Below are 15,166 nucleotides of genomic sequence, written 5' to 3'. Positions count from 1 at the left end.
TACTTTATAACAGGTTTAGCGCAAAGAATAGTCCAGGTTTATCGCTTTGTTCCGTCCTTTCTCACGAGATACGATGACCTTTTCAAACAAACTGTGAAGTAGCTCTTTTTGACGGTTAACATCAGTTCTAAAGTACTGCTCCCGAAGATTAGTGAGTTTTTTAATCTTGTTGTATTTGTCTTCTGGAGATTCCTCATCAGGATCAAAATCATAAATCAATTCTTGTAGTTCGTTTTCCTTTTGGTTCAAATCGTTGATCTTTGCAAAAAGCGTTTCTTTCGGAATGGGGTTGCTCTCGTCCATGAAAACATCGTACCATTTTTCTTTTTGATTTCTGACCTTTAGGATTTCACCTCTGATTTTTTCAATATCTAAATGTCCAGCATTCTGTTGTTTAACCCTTTCAATAAAGTAATCTTTAGATGTGATCAGCCTTTCGATTTCATTGAAAAGTATATCTAATATTTTCTGATCATGCGTAACACGGTTACAATTAACACAACGATAATATGTTTTTTGATCGCGAGGATCATAAAAACCTTGAATAAAATGTTCGTCGCAATTTCCGCAACGTAAAATGCCTGTTAATGGGAATGTCCCTTTCCGTGGAGACTTTCTTGATTTTTCTTCTAATTTTTTTTGTGTTTTTGTGTACAGTTGTTTTGAGATAATGGTGGGGTGATTATCAAGAACAACTTTATTACCCCATCGATACACCCCGATATACATGTCGTTTAAGAGAATGTCACGAACGGAATTATGGTTCCATTGTTTTGCTATACGAGGTTTTACATGCAATTCATTCAACATATCAGCAATTGCTCTATAACCGTATCCCTCAGAATACCATTCATAGATTTTTGTTACGAATTTCGCCTCTTGCTCAATTATTGTACAGTTAAAATTCTTATCAAAATGATAACCGAAAGGCGAATGACCACCGGGCTTCATGCCTTGATCAATCATTTGTTCGATTCCAAACTTTACACGCTCTGCTAAATTCTCGCGTTCCCATTGTGCTAGTGCTGCAACAAGCGTTATAAAAAGTCTGCCCATTGCGGTAGATGTGTCATAAACTTCAGTGGCTGACCTAAAAGAAACCTCATATTTATCAAAGGTTTGCAAAAGGAGATATAGATCAAGTACTGATCGCGTGAGACGGTCCAGTCGGTATACAAGGACCATATCAAAATTTCCCTTTTTTAAATCTTTCAATAACCTTTGCATTTGTGGGCGTTGTATGTCTTTAGCGGACCAACCTTCTTCGATATACTCCTCAACGATTTCCCAACCTTGACTTAGACAAAATGCTCGTAGGCGTTCGCGTTGTGCAGGGATAGAGAACCCTTCCTTTGCCTGTTCATCAGTTGAGACTCGAACATAAAGAACTACCCTAGTTATCTTGTTTTGCATCAAAAAGCTTTCCTCCTATCAGTTAAATAAATTTGCCCATTTCAATTGGAATATTGTTACGCAAGCAAATTTCATCGGTAGTATCATCGCCGCTGACTTTGTCGTCAAAGATTAGAAGTTTAACAGCAAATTCATTCGCTTGTCTCTCGAATTTACCTGGGTTGACAAGTGTGTTTTGCTCAAGAAAATAATAACCTAGACCTTTGTGGAGACGATCATGGCCAAGTTCATGGGCGCATACAAAACGTTGCCATTCTAAGCTTAAATCGCTGTGTATGACAATAAATCGCCTTCGGAGTTTTCGGTAGTATATTCCACGTGTAGACTGTCCTAAATCAGCGTAACGAATATGGATACCTAACTCTCGAGAAATTATGAAAGGACAATTCGTTTTGTATCGCTTGACCAATTTTCGGATAGTTTCCTTCATCGTCTCACCTCAGTAGTAATATACACCGTGCTATTGGTTGTCATTATTGCTTTCTTATTCTTGTGTACCTTTCCGTTTGTTCATTTTCTTAGCTTCCCAAAATAAACCCGTCAATACATCCATTATGCGTTGTTTATCATCTTCATTAAGAGGTATTCCATCAAACATCAGGTCCCCATCTTCCTCTAACATTTTTCGAAAGTCGACCTTATCTTTGGTTGTAGCCCAAGTGGGGATTGTTTCCCCAAAAACATCATTACCAAGTAACGAGTCAACCGAAACTTTATGGATTTCAGCTATTTTCTTTATCATTTCAATATCAGGTTTTGAAATATCATTTTCCCATGCATTATACCTCGGGCGTTTAACCCCTAATAAATCAGCCATTTGGTCTTGTGTTAAGTGCTTTTTATTTCTTAAATCTGTTAGTACCTTTCCGATCTTCATGAAATGGTCCTCCTAAAAAAGATAAAAAAATTATCAAAAGCTATTGACGATAAAAAAATTATCAAATATAATCGGAATTACTTAAGGGAGGTGAAATGGTGTCAAAGAAACGCGAATTCTTATCTGCATGCCGTAAGGCAAAAGGTTCTCAGTCTTATGTTGCAAATCAACTTGAGATTTCTACTGTTTACGTAAGGATGATTGAGAACGGTACATTTACTCCTGGCAGAGATTTAATGTTCAAGATGTCAGACTACTTCAATGAACCAATTATTAAACTCTTTCCTGATTACTTTGATAACAACAGGGTTATTAAGCATGCCTGAAGTGATAATTTCTTTATCGTTTTTCAGTATAAGCGATAAAATTATTATCGTCAATTGTTTTGTGGTCTTTGATAAAAAAATTATCAATCTCATTAAGCTAACTTATCCAAGAGGGGAGGTTATTATTCATGAGTGTTGTCCTCAAAGACTTTCTGCATACATCTTCAACAAGGGGGATGATGCAAATGAACTGCACTGAGGGAGGTTTGCCTAAAGCACGAGCAATTGGCAGGCAGGAGCCGTCAAAGGAAGCAGTTGACAGATTCATTGAAATATACCTCGAAATTGTTGCGGAAAATGAACGCAAGGACAAGGTGATGCTCAAAAATAATGCTGCAAAAGTGGAACTTTGCGACTCGTGAATGAGTCGCGGTCTTGGACAAGACCTAAAAGGAGATGTATGAGGTTGCAAATAAATGTGCGTGCTCTCTGGTTAGCAACAAACTCTGCTTATGGCGAACGCCTTTTACAGATAGCACAAGAACATTCGCGTTTAGATTGTGATTTGCATGAAAATGATCAATTGTCACTTCTCGAAAAAGAGGTCTATAAAGTTCGTATTGAACAACTGCGAAATGAGCGAGAAATGATTCTGAATCTATTCGATGGGGTGAAGGTATGAATGAAATCCAAGTCATCCAACACAATGAACAACGGGTATTAACCACTGCTCAGTTAGCAGACTCATACGGAACAACATCAGACAAAATTAGCTACAACTTCAACTATAACGAACGGCGGTATCAAAAAGGGAAACACTTTTTTCTTCTGGATGGAGAAGATTTGAAGTCATTCAAGAAAGCGAATCGTGAATTTCAAGGTTCGATCAACAAACTTTACCTCTGGACCGAAAAAGGTGCATGGCTTCACGCGAAGTCTCTGAACACAGATGAAGCATGGGAAGCATACGAAACACTTGTTGATGATTACTACAGGGTTAAGGGTGAACAATTGAACCTAAGTCCGGAAGTCAAAGCGATCTTCTTTTTAGACAAAAAGACACAAGAAATTGAAACCCGCGTTGAAAAGCTCGAAGACAACATGACCATAGATTACGGTCAGCAGTTGTCCTTACAGAAGGTCGCAAAGAATCAAATCCTCACAATCGTTGGCGGCAAAGAAACGCCAGCATATCAAAATAAGCCTCTGCGGGACAAGCTATTTAGTTCCATCTGGAGTGACTACAAGGAATACTTCAATGTTGGTTCCTACAGAGATACAGCGCTTAAGGATTGTGATAGGGCGAAGGAGTATCTCAAGCAGTGGGCACCACAAGGAAAGCTTTTACGCGAGGTAGAGGAAGCGAATCAGCAGCTTACGTTTGCCAGTTAAAAGCAGCGCTAATGCAATCAAACATTTTAAAGAAAGTGGGGTTTTTAAAGTGAACATCGAGATAGCTGATCACCTCAACTTAGTTAGACACACAATCAATCATTTCAACTATACGCCGCCATACGATATGGATGAAGATGATCTGGTTCAAATTGGGTGCATGGGTTTAATGAAAGCAATTAAGAAGTTTGATCCATCGCTAAATTATAAGTTTTCAACTTATGCGGTTGTCTTAATAAGATCCGAATTAAATCGCGCTCTTGATTATTACAAACGAAATAACCGAAGCAAAGTTCGGACGGTTCGGATCGATCAAAAAGTTAAGGAAACAGGAGCGTTACTTATAGAGGTTATTCCTGCCCAACATTCTTTAGAGGATGAGGTAATGAATCAGGAGAGGATACGAGAGGCGCTACGAATTGAACCGATCATTACAAACTATCTTCTTTCTGGGTTAACTCATCTTCAAATAGGAAGAAAAATGGGGATTACTCCACAACGGGTGCATCAACGCATAAAAGCTATGAGAAAGAAGCTGATGGCGTAATGGACAAGCCAAGAGAATAACGGGAGGAATGAAAGATGGGCAAATTTACACCTGTTTTTAGAGAACTGGAGTTGGCTGTAACTGAAATCCTCAACAAGCAGACTGCGATGGGTGTTCACGCTACGATCCTGAGCGATACGGTCAGGTCGGTGGCGGAGGAAGAAGTTTACACTCGTACTGTATTGATCGCTGATTCGATGGGCTTGCACACAGTGCATCAGTTCTGCTACCAAACACCAAGTGGCGGAATTGAGACTTTCGGTTTCAGCCAGAATTGTGTCAGCGAACCAGAAGTCAGGAAGTATATGCGGTATTTGGATGGAGGTGACCGAGGATGAAGAACCTGGCTACTCCAGAGGAAATGGTGCAGGACATTATGCAAAGTCCCGAGCTCCAGCTCCGAATTAGCGCAGAAGCTTTTATTGGATTGATGTGGATGGCTGAAAAAGAAAAAACAGTCTGCTCGCAACAGACTGCCTAAACAAAAAATGTTAACGGTAGAGTACCACGGAAAGGTGGAAGTGGTCAAATGAAAACATACGAAGAGTTAGAAATATACCGTAGCACGTTGGTGAGAAAGCTTCAGTTACATGAATTTGTGCTGGACAGCTTGAAACAGGACGAGCGCCGTATTGCCAGCATGAAAGAAGATGTTGAACGTGATGTTGACCAGTGCAAACAGAAAATTCGTGAGGTAGATGCAGAAATTCGTGAAAAGCTGCTGCCGTTATATCCAGAAGGTTTTGAAAGAGGCGAAGCAGATGCCAGCTAATTTAGATCGGTTCTTTCAGGGATTGTCTGATTCGCAAGAAGAAAAAGTTGTAGCTCATTGCGAGTACAAAAGATGCGGTAGTGAAATTTATGATGGACAACTTGTTACGACACTGGATCAATCTATTTTTTGCAACGATAGATGCCTTTTCAACCATTTGGGAGCCGTGACGATTACAGCAGGAGAATACTAAACATTTCGAGCGTGGCGCAGTCAACGGAGCTGTAACGGTTATGTAGAGGCAGGGGCATGACGAACTCGATATAGTGGAGGGGTAATAATGGCTGATCCGAAGAATGCGTTGGTTGCGATTCATCAGAAATTAGAAACATTTCTTGAGGAAAAACGCGAAGCGATGCCAAAAAGCTTCAACAAAACGCGATTTCTTCAGAACTGCATGACTGTTCTCCAAGAAACTAAGGATATTGAATCATGCAATCCGACCAGTGTAGCAAGAACAATGCTGAAAGGCGCGTTTTTAGGCTTGGATTTCTTCAACAAAGAGTGCTATGCGGTTGTATATAAAGGATCGGTTGAATTTCAAACGGACTATAAGGGCGAGGTTAAGCTTGCCAAAAAGTACAGCACAAAGCCAGTGCGAGAGGTATACGCAAAACTTGTCCGAGAAGGGGATGAGTTTGCGGAAGAGATCATTTCCGGAAATCAGACGATTAATTTTAGGCCTAAACCATTTAACAACGGAGAAATTCTAGGAGCATTTGCTGTAGTTAATTATATGGACGGGACTATGGCATATGACACCATGAGTAAAGAAGAAATCGAAAAAATTAAGGAAAACTTCTCGCGCAAATCCAAACAGTCTGGAGAGTATTCAAAAGCTTGGGTGGTTACTCCTGGTGAAATGTACAAGAAAACCGTGCTGCGACGTTTGTGTAAGAATATTGACCTTGATTTTGACACGATCGAACAGCGCCAAGTGTTTGAAGATGCTGGAGAAATGGATTTTAACCAAGAAATTAAGCCAGTTCAGCAAAGCCCATTGAATGCAACTGTAATCGACGCTGAGTATGAGGAAGTCGCGGAGGGACCGGCTGATGAAGTTAACCAAGAGTAATTACTATTCTCCAGAAGCCAACCTACATTATTTAAGCGTTTCTCAATTCAAAGATTTTGTGCCAGCTTTTGCAGGATGCGAGGCGAGAGCTAAAGCAAAGCTCAACGGAACGTATGAACAACCTTCATTAACAGCATTCATGGAAGGTCATTATGTCCACTCTTGGAACGAAGGTACATTGGACGGGTTTAAGGAGAAAAACCCCGACTTGTACAGTAGTCGTGGAGCTACAGCAGGACAGCTTAAAGCCAACTTTCAACATTGCAACAAGATGATAGAGGTGTTGGAAAACGATCCGCTTGTAATGAGAGCTTTAGCTGGTCAAAAAGAAGTCATCATGACTGCTGAACTATTTGGAATCCCTTGGAAGATCATGATTGACAGTTACCAACCAGGAATAGGCATCTTTGCTGATCTGAAGGCTTTGAAAGAGCTTGATGGTAAGTGGTGGAACAAGGAAACACAACAGTACGAGAACTTCTTAGAGCATTACGGATACGCTCTCCAGATGGCTGTCTATGCAGAGGTTGAACGCGTTTTCTCGGGCCGGAAAGAGTGGCTTATTCCACATGTGGTTGTTGTAACAAAACAAGATCCTCCAGACCATGAAGTACTCTTTTTCGACTACGAAGCCATTGAAAATGGATTGCGGAAAGTTGAGCAACACATCGAGCGAGTAAAGCAGGTTAAATCAGGTGAGCAAGAACCTATTCGCTGCGAAAGTTGTGATTATTGCAGAGTAACTAAGAAAATCACTCGAATCAAACACTATTCCGAATTGGCGGTTCGCTAGGAGGTCCAAATGAATAAAGTCATTCTAATCGGCAACCTAACAAAAGATCCTGAGCTTAGATACACACCAAATGGCGTTGCAGTAGCTACGTTCACCGTTGCAGTCAACAGACCACGTACGAATCAGGCAGGCGAGAAAGAAACGGACTTCATCAACATCGTAGCTTGGCAAAAGCTTGCTGATTTGTGCGCGAGCTATTTGCGAAAAGGTAGACAAGCTGCCATTGAAGGTCGGATGCAGACGCGTTCATATGACAACAAGGAAGGGAAAAAGATGTACGTGACTGAGGTTGTTGCTGAGAACGTGAAATTCCTCGACGGAAACAAAGAGGATCGTAAACCAGCTAACAATGATTTTGACCCGTTTGGTGATCCGTTCGCAAATGCTGGTAAGCCTATAAACATTTCAGACGATGACTTGCCATTTTGATAGGGGGAAAAGTGATGAAAACCTACACATTCGGGGAAATCATCGATATTTTGTCGGCTGGACGAACGGCAAAAACCGAGGACGGATATTTAAAATTGGTCTGCGATAATGCAGGTGACTTTTATTGGCAACAAAGCGGAGATAATTGCAAGTATTACACATTCTCGAAAGATTTCTCTAAACACAAATGGATCATCATCCCCAAAGAAATCACAGCCTTGGAAGCCATACAGATGATTATCGATGGGAAAGCACCTATACATGAAAATAAATTCGGAGAAAAGAGAATATTCGCAATCAATAAGACAATGGCATGGGAAACGCTTGAGCTTTACCGACTCACAAAAGGGAAATGGTACGCGCCAGATGATGTTTGAACTGCGAAAGGTCCCAAAACCAGATCACAAACGTCGGACGCCAAAACGCAAGGAACAGGGCCGAATTAAGCCACAAACATATACAAAGGTATTTGAACGCGACAATGGACAATGCATCTTATGCGGACGTGGAGACAGTCTACAATGCCATCATCACATCTACCGTTCTCAGCTTGGTAAAGGGACGGAAGACAACCTGGTCATGCTATGCGTCAGCTGCCATGAATTGGCGCATAGCAGCAAGGTGGCAAGAGATCGGATTGGGGAGTATTTGAGGAGTTTATACAAGGAGGATGTTCATGAACGAAACAAAATCAACGAAGTTTGACAAGGGCAACTTAGCTCATCAGATTTTGGTCGGGACAATGGCGGTACTTGTTGACGATTTTGGCTACACTCCTCGGGAAATGTTCGAATTGATTGAAGATGTAAAGAAGCAGACTTACTTTACTTTTCAGGAAATGTCCAAAGAAAAAGGGAATGCCAATGGATCACATTAAGCTCGTTGATGATATCCGAAGAGTATCTCAGCGACTGGACAAGCTTCCTAAAGAACTTCGTACTCAAGCAAAGGCATATGCCGAAAAGGAACGGGAATACCGCGTTGCATTACGCCAAGAAATACTCAAATTACGAGCTGAAAATTTCCCTGCGACACTGATTAGCGATCTGGCAAGAGGTAATGTTGCAGATTTGAAATTTGAACGCGACTTGGCTGAATCCCTGTTCAAAGCTACAGTCGAATCTTCAAAAGCGATACAAGCCGAAATGAGTGGGCTACAAAGCATCTATAGAAGACAGGATGAGATGTAAAAAGAAGGTGGTAGGTGGTGTTACATGGGTGGGTATCGCTCCACAGAAAAATACTTGACAGTCCGGTTTTCCAAAACGAAAAGCTATTCAAAACATTTGCTTGGTGCTTATTAAAAGCCAGCCACAAAGAACACGAGCAGATGGTAGGTAAGCAAAAAGTGAAGCTTCTTCCAGGTCAATTTGTATACGGAAGAAAGGCGGCTGCAAGGGAATTAAGCATGCCTGAGTCAACTGTCCGAAATAATATAGACTTCTTAAAAAAGGACGGCTGCTTGGACATCAAGACGGACAGCAAATTTAGCGTCATAACCGTTGTGAATTGGGGCTTTTACCAATCAGAATCATCGGATGTGGACAGCAAAAAGGACAGCTCCGAGGACACGAAAAGGACAGCAAAAGGACAGCAAAAGGACACAAACAATAATGGTAATAATGATAACAATGGTAATAAAAAAGATATTTATGCAGATGCAGATAGTAACCCCTTCCTATTCTACGAAATGAATTTTGGTGGATCAATCCCATCGATGGTTCAGCAAGATATCATAGCTTGGGAAACAGAGTTGCCAACTGAAATGATTATCGAGGCTATGAGAAGATCGATTAAAGCAAACGTACGAACATGGAATTATGTCGAATCCATATTGATGAGTTGGCATCGAGACGGAATTAAAACTATCGAAGCAGCTATGGCAGAACAAGCTGAATATGAACGTAAGAAGGCTGTAAAAGGAGGCGCGCAACATGGAGGGACTAGACAAAGTTCTGGAGCGAATCCAAGCAAGGGCGGAACAAGCCCGTTTGACGGCTTCAAAGTCCCAACCAAAAAACGAGAATTCGATCCAGCCGAACAAGACAGTTTGTTCTAAATGCAACGGAGCACAAGGTATCTTGCGGACGTGGTATGAAGACAAAGCGTTCACCAAATTAGTGGGCGGCGAATGGATCACTGAAACGAGACAAATAAAATGCGAGAGTTGGGAATGGTGCACATGCTATCTACAAAAGCGCACCTTAGCAGCCAGCAAGATCACTGAGGATTTCAGAGAGAAAGGGTTTAAAAACTTTGTCTTGGATGGACGACCAGCCGTTGTCAAAGAGCTATTGCAAGCAGCAAAGGACTACACTTTGAACTTTGAGAAGATACGCAAAGAACGGAGAAATTCAATTGCGATCCTTGGGAATCCTGGCGCAGGAAAAACTCATTTGCTCATGGCTGCTTGCAACAACTTGATGCATCAAAATGTACCCGTCACTTACTTTCCTTGGGTGGAAGGTTGGAACGAAATAAAAGATGATTTCGACTTGCTGAACAAGCGTGTAAACATGCTCAAAGAATGCGAGCTACTATTCATAGACGATTTGTTCAAGGGTAGGCCGATGGACGAGCATGGACGCGGCGGTCCCACAGCATTCCAGTTAGAGCAGCTATTCGGGATCGTGAACTATCGCTACTTAGAGAAAAAGCCGATCATGCTTTCGTCCGAGTGGTCATTTGAAAAGATTGTAAAGGTTGACGAGGGTATTGGTTCCCGACTGGTCCAAATGTGCAAGGACTACACCGTAGAAGTGTCTGGAGACCCTTTGGAATTGAATTATCGATTGGTTGAGGGGGAATGAGATGGAACTGCAATACCACGGAAAAACATACACAGTCGTAGATTTTGCCAGAAGTACTGTCTTGCCAGAAGAGTTTATTGTCCTCCAAGGTGAAGACGAAATGTTAGTCGCACCAACTCACGATTTATCAGGACTAAAACACGGGGGTGTAAGCCTGAATGAAATCAAACAAGCAATCATTGCGCCGGGACTTAAAACGTAAAGAGGACAGAAAGACAACCAAACTGGAGTCATACGCAAAGCGACCAGTGAAGACATACTTCCGATACTGCTAACACGCTGCCAGACGAACGGAAACGGGGTAAATTTCAACGAAAGAATTTAAATCGACTGAATACACGGATAGGAGTAAACAGTTGATTACAGCGCATCCTAGACTTTAATTTCAAAATTCATATAACAATTTGAATGTGAGGGATGAGTATGAGTAAAAAGGGTCCACCAATCACGATCATTCCAAAAGCAGTAAGTGACTGGATTAGAGAATCAACCGCATCTCCCAAGGTGAACAACTGGAAAAAAGGAGGAGGGAAGCCTCAGAAATGAATGGACAAGCATCAAAATTCCTCTTCAACGTTGCTCCAATGGGAGCTGTAAGGACCACACAACGGCAGAAATGGGTAGATCCAAGCGCAAAAAGATACTATGCCTACAAGCAGGCGATAGCTGGATCAGCAGCAAGTCAAGCGTCAATTGGACAACCTACCCCAGCAGCTTTGGCTTTGAAAATGGTTTTCGTGATGCCAATACCAGCTAGTTGGAGCAAAAGGAAGCGATGGGACGCACTTAATAAGGCACACATGACTAAACCTGACTTGGACAACCTCATCAAAGGCTGCACAGACGCATTGAACGGTGTTGTCTGGCAGGATGACAAGCAAATTGTTTCAGTAGAGGCGACTAAGGTTTATGGATTCGAGCCGCGGATTGAACTGTACGTTACTGAAATTTCCTAAAGGGGATGAGCCAATGGGAAAGCACAAGAAGCCTCCGATTCGAAATAATGCAAGGATCATTACGGTAAAAGAATCAGAACTTCACAAAGAAGCTGATAAGGCTGTGAAAACAGCGAAATGGTTGATAGAAACGGCTCTCAGAGAAGAGTTCGGGTTTGGTGAAGCGAGGATTCAGCGGTTACGAGCAAAAGTGGACGAGCTGTCTAGGCACAAAAGCTATGAGGCGTGGGTTGATTACACCATAACTCAGAAGGTACAACAAATCAGATGATCATTTCGGATAAGCCTTTCCGTGGCTGCCAAATAGCTCGTGAACATGACGATACACCCTGACATGCATATTAGGAAAAACAAAAGCAACGGAACCTTCATCAAGAGATAACTTGTCAGATGGCTGCTCAATCACAAAAGGTATCTCGATAGCTTGTAGAGTTTCTTTCAAATAACCAACATCAGACCAAGGCACTGAATAGTAAAACGACTTTTCCATACGAAACACTCCTTTTTCTCATCATATCGCACTAGGGAGGGAATCGCATGAATTTCGTTGAGCCAATACGTGACCCAGGAAAGATTGGGGATATGAAACGACTTCTTTTACAGCAATCGGACCGGAACTACTTTTTGTTCGTGATGGGTATCAACACAGGATTGCGAATCTCGGACCTGTTGCCTTTGAAAGTGCGGGATGTAAAAGGGAAAAGTCATCTACTGATCAACGAGAAGAAGACGAAGAAACGGAAGAAATTCAAGTTGAATGCGGATTTGAGGAAAGAAATCGCTGAGTATGTGGCAGGGAAGGATCTGGATGAGTATCTATTTGCTTCATCGAAACGGCCTAGGCCAATTACCCGGGTACGATCGTACCAAATCATAAACGGCACGGCTGTCAAATTGGGGCTAACTGAGATCGGCTGCCACACAATGCGGAAGACGTTCGGGTACTTCTTTTACAAACGCACCCGGGATATTGCAACCCTTCAATTAATTTTCAACCACAGTCATCCGCAAATTACGTTGAGGTACATCGGAATCAATCAAGACCTTATGGACGAAGCAGTAGATAGCTTCAGCTTATAGGGTACACAAACTCAAAAGGGTGGGTTGAGAAATGTATGATCACGACTTTGAAGTAGATGAAAATTTTCAGTTTAACACTAATATGAATGAGCTTCTTGAGCAGGAAGTGGCAAACCGATTGGCTGCCAAGATTAATAACTACGACGCCGTCATGAAACGCCACAGTGAGCTGGAAGAAAAATTGCGAAATCAGAATCAAAGAGTCCATGAATTGCAGAGGGATTTGGCAGACGCGGAAAAGACGTTCGTCAAACAAGGGGCGGATCAAACCAAACGGGAATTGTTGGGCGGCTTTATGCTGGGGGATAAAGTTTGGTTTGTCAAAAAGAACTACACCCGAACGCCATGCGAAACGTGCGCCGGAGACAAAAAGGTAGAGGTGACGAGCGTTGTAGTGGGTGGGACATTTCTAGTAGATTGCCCTACTTGCCGGGGATATGGATCTGAGTCACATTGCGACTATAGTGTGGCGCATGGAAAATTATCAGAAATTCACTTCACAACATGGGCAAACGGAAAATGCTTTGAGGGGAAATTTTACATCGAACCTACCAGCTATCGTTCAAATGATTCGGTACAGACTAATCACTCGCAATTGTTCCATTCGGAGGAAGAATGCCAACAAGCCGTCAATGACATTTTAAATTCGCCAACGGAATAGGCAAATTGATGGGAACACAAGCTCAATTTTGATAAATAGGGAGGAATTGAAGATGGAAAACAAATTGGTTTGCTGGGCAGGAAATGCAGAGGACAAGAACTTGCTTGTTAAATGCATCAAACAGCACTTGGATACTGGCTATTTGATCAAGGAAAGAAATCTGATGGAAACTGACAATGGATTCAGATTCCTGTTTGATGACGAGACCGGCAGCGAAATTAAAATTACCTTCAATCAGCTACAGAATAGCCTTTATATAAGTGTGGCCGGAAATTGTTCTTGGGATGTAGTAAGGCTCCATGACGAGATTCTTTCACTTCTCCCAGATCAGGAGGAATCCGCGGACGAATACCGCGAACGGCTGCGTAAGTGCAGTTACCCAGAGGAAGTGCTTGCAAAAATGACTGACGAAGATTGCGAAGGAGAATGTGATGCTATTGGGATTTCGCTGTAGAGGGCGATTCCCCAGACTTACCACAATGCTCATATATAAGTGAAACGGGAGGGTAACCATGGGCTATATGAAACACAACGCTATTGTTGTGACTGGAGCCAGGTATGAAGAAGAGGCGTTCCTTCTGGCACATAAAAAAGCAGTAGAACTGTTTGAAGAGTTGGTTTCACCAGTAATCAATAGTCATTGGAATGGAAACATGAGTTTCTTTATTGCTCCTGACGGTAGCAAAGAAGGCTGGGGAGAGTCGAATGAAGGTGACAGACTCAGAAAAGAGCTTTCTGACTACATTGATTCTCTAGCGTATGGTGATGGTTCCAACTCAGTAAAATTTGTGGATGTTAGCTATGACGAGGATCATGACGTTGAAGTCGAACGAACAAATCGGCCGATCGAGTGATTTATCACAATGCTCAGTAAGTAAAAACAGGAGGTGAAGGCGATGAGCTACCAGGTGAAAACGCTCGAACCAGCAGCAGAGTTTCTAAAAGCCTACACCGATCCAGCCGACGAAGGCTGCTGGTACATTGCCTACTCTGGCGGCAAGGACTCCACGGTGACGGCAGCTGAGATCATGAGGATGGTAATGGCTCTGCCACCCGAGAAAAGAAACCGGAAGATTCACATCGTCTCAGCTCAGACCACATTAGACCTGACTACTGATCCGACAAAGCAACGCGAGTTTGAACGGATGAGGAAGACAATCGAGAAGCACAACCTGCCGTTCGAAATCCACGAGGTGCAAGCTAGCTTGAAGAACAACCTGATGTTCCTGACTCTCGGCCTTGGGTATCCACTCCCAGCAAAGGGGCGGCTCTACTGCACTGATCGGATGAAACTGGAGCCGCAGAAGAAGTTCGAAGAGGAATACAGGCCAATCATGAAAATACTTGGAACCCGACGATCCGAGTCAGCTAAGCGCGCCGAGAGTGTAGACAAGCACCTTTCTACCAAGTATTTCAGCGAAGAAGTCGAGGAAAAGGGCAGAACTATCAAAACGTTCATGCCGATCGTGGAATTCACGGTAGAGGACGTCTGGGGTTATCTCGCTGAGAAGAAGACGCCATGGGGCGATGCGGAAGAGATCAGCCAGATATACAAGGATGCCACTGGTGAATGCGGATTGTCAAAGCGGAAGGCGGGCAAAGGGGAGACTGCAGAGGCGTGCGGCGCGCGATTTGGATGCGTTGTTTGCCCGGTGGTTACCATCGACAAGAGCACGAAGGAAACTGCAAAGAAAAAGCCGTGGTTTGAGCCATACGTTGAACTACGCGAGCTGATTATTTCAATGTACAAAGACCCGCGCAACCGTGCAGGACGGATGAGGAACGGCAAGGTTCTCTGCTATGGCGAAGGGACCTTCACGGTCAAGGCACGAATGCAGTTGTTTGAGGCAGTCATGGAAGCACAACGGATGAACGAGCGCATTGCAAAGATGTATGGCGCAGAGCCGCAGCCTCTGATCAGTGCAGAACTAGCAGAAGCAATCCAGCAACAGTGGATGGATGACTTACAGGAAAGACCTTGGTTAGAGGATGCAACTGAGCTTGGCATGTTCTACGAAGAGAGGATCAAGGGTAAGTCAGATAAATGGTTTCAGTTGACCTGGAATCATCTGTACGAAGGAGCTTAACAAAATGT

Annotated in this window: 30 protein-coding genes; 26 read left to right on the top strand and 4 right to left on the bottom strand. The window is 42.8% G+C overall.

Annotated features, from left to right (window positions below):
- Positions 1 to 15: 15 nt before the first annotated feature.
- The 3 genes from HP398_RS29960 to HP398_RS29950 are packed head-to-tail and all read right to left on the bottom strand — an operon-like array spanning position 16 to position 2,290.
- Positions 16 to 1,413, bottom strand: a complete 1,398-nt coding sequence (locus tag HP398_RS29960) for a recombinase family protein (RefSeq protein ID WP_173624454.1) — start codon at positions 1,411 to 1,413, stop codon at positions 16 to 18.
- Between the two features lie 22 nt (positions 1,414 to 1,435).
- Complete coding sequence (locus HP398_RS29955; RefSeq protein ID WP_173624448.1) at positions 1,436 to 1,843, bottom strand: ImmA/IrrE family metallo-endopeptidase; 408 nt, start codon at positions 1,841 to 1,843, stop codon at positions 1,436 to 1,438.
- A gap of 54 nt (positions 1,844 to 1,897) precedes the next feature.
- Complete coding sequence (locus HP398_RS29950) at positions 1,898 to 2,290, bottom strand: helix-turn-helix domain-containing protein (RefSeq protein ID WP_173624447.1); 393 nt, start codon at positions 2,288 to 2,290, stop codon at positions 1,898 to 1,900.
- Positions 2,291 to 2,388: 98 nt separating this feature from the next.
- On the opposite strand from HP398_RS29950, the gene HP398_RS29945 reads away from it, so the two are divergent.
- From HP398_RS29945 to HP398_RS29850, 21 genes are all read left to right on the top strand, one after another.
- A complete protein-coding gene (locus HP398_RS29945; protein WP_173624446.1) occupies positions 2,389 to 2,616 on the top strand; it encodes a helix-turn-helix transcriptional regulator in 228 nt (75 codons plus the stop codon).
- 128 nt (positions 2,617 to 2,744) lie between these two features.
- Positions 2,745 to 2,978: a hypothetical protein gene (locus HP398_RS29940; protein WP_254476461.1), complete on the top strand. Its 234-nt coding sequence runs from the start codon at positions 2,745 to 2,747 to the stop codon at positions 2,976 to 2,978.
- Between the two features lie 44 nt (positions 2,979 to 3,022).
- Positions 3,023 to 3,238, top strand: coding sequence for a hypothetical protein (locus HP398_RS29935; protein ID WP_173624445.1), 216 nt, complete (start codon positions 3,023 to 3,025; stop codon positions 3,236 to 3,238).
- The gene (locus HP398_RS29930; RefSeq protein WP_173624444.1) at positions 3,235 to 3,948 is read left to right on the top strand and encodes an ORF6C domain-containing protein; all 714 of its coding nucleotides are present in this window, start codon (positions 3,235 to 3,237) and stop codon (positions 3,946 to 3,948) included. The genes HP398_RS29935 and HP398_RS29930 overlap by 4 nt, the downstream gene beginning before the upstream one ends.
- Positions 3,938 to 4,495, top strand: a complete 558-nt coding sequence (locus HP398_RS29925) for a sigma-70 family RNA polymerase sigma factor (RefSeq protein ID WP_173624443.1) — start codon at positions 3,938 to 3,940, stop codon at positions 4,493 to 4,495. Before HP398_RS29930 ends, HP398_RS29925 begins: the two co-directional genes overlap by 11 nt.
- Positions 4,496 to 4,530: 35 nt before the next feature.
- Entirely contained in the window at positions 4,531 to 4,833 is a 303-nt protein-coding gene (locus HP398_RS29920; RefSeq protein ID WP_173624442.1) for a hypothetical protein, read from the top strand.
- On the top strand, positions 4,830 to 4,976 hold the full coding sequence (locus HP398_RS29915) for a hypothetical protein (protein WP_173624441.1): 147 nt from the start codon (positions 4,830 to 4,832) through the stop codon (positions 4,974 to 4,976). The genes HP398_RS29920 and HP398_RS29915 overlap by 4 nt, the downstream gene beginning before the upstream one ends.
- Before the next feature lie 48 nt (positions 4,977 to 5,024).
- On the top strand, positions 5,025 to 5,267 hold the full coding sequence (locus HP398_RS29910; RefSeq protein WP_173624440.1) for a hypothetical protein: 243 nt from the start codon (positions 5,025 to 5,027) through the stop codon (positions 5,265 to 5,267).
- A complete protein-coding gene (locus HP398_RS29905; protein ID WP_173624439.1) occupies positions 5,257 to 5,460 on the top strand; it encodes a hypothetical protein in 204 nt (67 codons plus the stop codon). Before HP398_RS29910 ends, HP398_RS29905 begins: the two co-directional genes overlap by 11 nt.
- A gap of 87 nt (positions 5,461 to 5,547) precedes the next feature.
- The gene (locus tag HP398_RS29900; RefSeq protein ID WP_173624438.1) at positions 5,548 to 6,342 is read left to right on the top strand and encodes a RecT family recombinase; all 795 of its coding nucleotides are present in this window, start codon (positions 5,548 to 5,550) and stop codon (positions 6,340 to 6,342) included.
- Entirely contained in the window at positions 6,323 to 7,135 is an 813-nt protein-coding gene (locus HP398_RS29895; RefSeq protein ID WP_173624437.1) for a PD-(D/E)XK nuclease-like domain-containing protein, read from the top strand. The genes HP398_RS29900 and HP398_RS29895 overlap by 20 nt, the downstream gene beginning before the upstream one ends.
- Positions 7,136 to 7,144: 9 nt before the next feature.
- Positions 7,145 to 7,564 (top strand): single-stranded DNA-binding protein, encoded by a 420-nt coding sequence (locus HP398_RS29890; RefSeq protein WP_173624436.1) that lies wholly within the window; start codon positions 7,145 to 7,147, stop codon positions 7,562 to 7,564.
- 14 nt (positions 7,565 to 7,578) lie between these two features.
- The gene (locus HP398_RS29885; RefSeq protein ID WP_173624435.1) at positions 7,579 to 7,941 is read left to right on the top strand and encodes a hypothetical protein; all 363 of its coding nucleotides are present in this window, start codon (positions 7,579 to 7,581) and stop codon (positions 7,939 to 7,941) included.
- On the top strand, positions 7,826 to 8,269 hold the full coding sequence (locus tag HP398_RS31475) for an HNH endonuclease (protein ID WP_371736822.1): 444 nt from the start codon (positions 7,826 to 7,828) through the stop codon (positions 8,267 to 8,269). Before HP398_RS29885 ends, HP398_RS31475 begins: the two co-directional genes overlap by 116 nt.
- Positions 8,241 to 8,441: a hypothetical protein gene (locus HP398_RS29875; RefSeq protein WP_173624433.1), complete on the top strand. Its 201-nt coding sequence runs from the start codon at positions 8,241 to 8,243 to the stop codon at positions 8,439 to 8,441. The genes HP398_RS31475 and HP398_RS29875 overlap by 29 nt, the downstream gene beginning before the upstream one ends.
- A complete protein-coding gene (locus tag HP398_RS29870) occupies positions 8,428 to 8,754 on the top strand; it encodes a hypothetical protein (RefSeq protein WP_173624432.1) in 327 nt (108 codons plus the stop codon). Before HP398_RS29875 ends, HP398_RS29870 begins: the two co-directional genes overlap by 14 nt.
- Before the next feature lie 17 nt (positions 8,755 to 8,771).
- On the top strand, positions 8,772 to 9,623 hold the full coding sequence (locus tag HP398_RS31470; RefSeq protein WP_371736821.1) for a DnaD domain-containing protein: 852 nt from the start codon (positions 8,772 to 8,774) through the stop codon (positions 9,621 to 9,623).
- Complete coding sequence (locus tag HP398_RS29865) at positions 9,556 to 10,374, top strand: DnaA ATPase domain-containing protein (protein ID WP_254476473.1); 819 nt, start codon at positions 9,556 to 9,558, stop codon at positions 10,372 to 10,374. Before HP398_RS31470 ends, HP398_RS29865 begins: the two co-directional genes overlap by 68 nt.
- A 1-nt stretch (position 10,375) precedes the next feature.
- On the top strand, positions 10,376 to 10,576 hold the full coding sequence (locus HP398_RS29860) for a hypothetical protein (RefSeq protein WP_173624430.1): 201 nt from the start codon (positions 10,376 to 10,378) through the stop codon (positions 10,574 to 10,576).
- Positions 10,577 to 10,916: 340 nt separating this feature from the next.
- Positions 10,917 to 11,330, top strand: a complete 414-nt coding sequence (locus tag HP398_RS29855; RefSeq protein ID WP_173624429.1) for a RusA family crossover junction endodeoxyribonuclease — start codon at positions 10,917 to 10,919, stop codon at positions 11,328 to 11,330.
- A gap of 13 nt (positions 11,331 to 11,343) precedes the next feature.
- Positions 11,344 to 11,601, top strand: a complete 258-nt coding sequence (locus HP398_RS29850; protein ID WP_173624428.1) for a hypothetical protein — start codon at positions 11,344 to 11,346, stop codon at positions 11,599 to 11,601.
- On the opposite strand, the gene HP398_RS29845 is transcribed toward HP398_RS29850, so the two are convergent.
- A complete protein-coding gene (locus HP398_RS29845) occupies positions 11,602 to 11,820 on the bottom strand; it encodes a hypothetical protein (protein WP_173624427.1) in 219 nt (72 codons plus the stop codon).
- 47 nt (positions 11,821 to 11,867) lie between these two features.
- On the opposite strand from HP398_RS29845, the gene HP398_RS29840 reads away from it, so the two are divergent.
- From HP398_RS29840 to HP398_RS29820, 5 genes are all read left to right on the top strand, one after another.
- Positions 11,868 to 12,410 carry a tyrosine-type recombinase/integrase gene (locus tag HP398_RS29840; protein ID WP_173624426.1) on the top strand — a complete coding sequence of 181 codons (543 nt, stop codon included), beginning with the start codon at positions 11,868 to 11,870 and terminating at the stop codon, positions 12,408 to 12,410.
- An 82-nt stretch (positions 12,411 to 12,492) separates the two neighbouring features.
- A complete protein-coding gene (locus tag HP398_RS29835) occupies positions 12,493 to 13,071 on the top strand; it encodes a hypothetical protein (protein ID WP_173624425.1) in 579 nt (192 codons plus the stop codon).
- Between the two features lie 52 nt (positions 13,072 to 13,123).
- A complete protein-coding gene (locus tag HP398_RS29830; protein ID WP_173624424.1) occupies positions 13,124 to 13,525 on the top strand; it encodes a hypothetical protein in 402 nt (133 codons plus the stop codon).
- Positions 13,526 to 13,583: 58 nt separating this feature from the next.
- A complete protein-coding gene (locus tag HP398_RS29825) occupies positions 13,584 to 13,925 on the top strand; it encodes a hypothetical protein (RefSeq protein WP_173624423.1) in 342 nt (113 codons plus the stop codon).
- 42 nt (positions 13,926 to 13,967) lie between these two features.
- Positions 13,968 to 15,158: a phosphoadenosine phosphosulfate reductase domain-containing protein gene (locus HP398_RS29820; protein ID WP_173624422.1), complete on the top strand. Its 1,191-nt coding sequence runs from the start codon at positions 13,968 to 13,970 to the stop codon at positions 15,156 to 15,158.
- Positions 15,159 to 15,166: the final 8 nt, after the last annotated feature.

This window comes from Brevibacillus sp. HB1.4B (genome assembly GCF_013284285.1).
Taxonomy (GTDB): Bacteria; Bacillota; Bacilli; order Brevibacillales; family Brevibacillaceae; genus Brevibacillus; species Brevibacillus porteri.
This window is presented reverse-complemented; position numbering and strand designations above follow the sequence as displayed.

Excerpts from the sequence above, each read along its gene's own strand:
- HP398_RS29960 (WP_173624454.1), bottom strand. The coding sequence starts at position 1,413 with ATGCAAAACAAGATAACTAGGGTAGTTCTTTATGTTCGAGTCTCAACT.
- HP398_RS29955 (WP_173624448.1), bottom strand. The coding sequence starts at position 1,843 with ATGAAGGAAACTATCCGAAAATTGGTCAAGCGATACAAAACGAATTGT.
- HP398_RS29950 (WP_173624447.1), bottom strand. The coding sequence starts at position 2,290 with ATGAAGATCGGAAAGGTACTAACAGATTTAAGAAATAAAAAGCACTTA.
- HP398_RS29940 (WP_254476461.1), top strand. The coding sequence starts at position 2,745 with ATGAGTGTTGTCCTCAAAGACTTTCTGCATACATCTTCAACAAGGGGG.
- HP398_RS29930 (WP_173624444.1), top strand. The coding sequence starts at position 3,235 with ATGAATGAAATCCAAGTCATCCAACACAATGAACAACGGGTATTAACC.
- HP398_RS29920 (WP_173624442.1), top strand. The coding sequence starts at position 4,531 with ATGGGCAAATTTACACCTGTTTTTAGAGAACTGGAGTTGGCTGTAACT.
- HP398_RS29915 (WP_173624441.1), top strand. The coding sequence starts at position 4,830 with ATGAAGAACCTGGCTACTCCAGAGGAAATGGTGCAGGACATTATGCAA.
- HP398_RS29910 (WP_173624440.1), top strand. The coding sequence starts at position 5,025 with ATGAAAACATACGAAGAGTTAGAAATATACCGTAGCACGTTGGTGAGA.
- HP398_RS29905 (WP_173624439.1), top strand. The coding sequence starts at position 5,257 with ATGCCAGCTAATTTAGATCGGTTCTTTCAGGGATTGTCTGATTCGCAA.
- HP398_RS29900 (WP_173624438.1), top strand. The coding sequence starts at position 5,548 with ATGGCTGATCCGAAGAATGCGTTGGTTGCGATTCATCAGAAATTAGAA.
- HP398_RS29895 (WP_173624437.1), top strand. The coding sequence starts at position 6,323 with ATGAAGTTAACCAAGAGTAATTACTATTCTCCAGAAGCCAACCTACAT.
- HP398_RS29890 (WP_173624436.1), top strand. The coding sequence starts at position 7,145 with ATGAATAAAGTCATTCTAATCGGCAACCTAACAAAAGATCCTGAGCTT.
- HP398_RS29885 (WP_173624435.1), top strand. The coding sequence starts at position 7,579 with ATGAAAACCTACACATTCGGGGAAATCATCGATATTTTGTCGGCTGGA.
- HP398_RS31475 (WP_371736822.1), top strand. The coding sequence starts at position 7,826 with ATGAAAATAAATTCGGAGAAAAGAGAATATTCGCAATCAATAAGACAA.
- HP398_RS29875 (WP_173624433.1), top strand. The coding sequence starts at position 8,241 with ATGAACGAAACAAAATCAACGAAGTTTGACAAGGGCAACTTAGCTCAT.
- HP398_RS29870 (WP_173624432.1), top strand. The coding sequence starts at position 8,428 with ATGGATCACATTAAGCTCGTTGATGATATCCGAAGAGTATCTCAGCGA.
- HP398_RS29860 (WP_173624430.1), top strand. The coding sequence starts at position 10,376 with ATGGAACTGCAATACCACGGAAAAACATACACAGTCGTAGATTTTGCC.
- HP398_RS29855 (WP_173624429.1), top strand. The coding sequence starts at position 10,917 with ATGAATGGACAAGCATCAAAATTCCTCTTCAACGTTGCTCCAATGGGA.
- HP398_RS29850 (WP_173624428.1), top strand. The coding sequence starts at position 11,344 with ATGGGAAAGCACAAGAAGCCTCCGATTCGAAATAATGCAAGGATCATT.
- HP398_RS29845 (WP_173624427.1), bottom strand. The coding sequence starts at position 11,820 with ATGGAAAAGTCGTTTTACTATTCAGTGCCTTGGTCTGATGTTGGTTAT.
- HP398_RS29840 (WP_173624426.1), top strand. The coding sequence starts at position 11,868 with ATGAATTTCGTTGAGCCAATACGTGACCCAGGAAAGATTGGGGATATG.
- HP398_RS29835 (WP_173624425.1), top strand. The coding sequence starts at position 12,493 with ATGAATGAGCTTCTTGAGCAGGAAGTGGCAAACCGATTGGCTGCCAAG.
- HP398_RS29830 (WP_173624424.1), top strand. The coding sequence starts at position 13,124 with ATGGAAAACAAATTGGTTTGCTGGGCAGGAAATGCAGAGGACAAGAAC.
- HP398_RS29825 (WP_173624423.1), top strand. The coding sequence starts at position 13,584 with ATGGGCTATATGAAACACAACGCTATTGTTGTGACTGGAGCCAGGTAT.
- HP398_RS29820 (WP_173624422.1), top strand. The coding sequence starts at position 13,968 with ATGAGCTACCAGGTGAAAACGCTCGAACCAGCAGCAGAGTTTCTAAAA.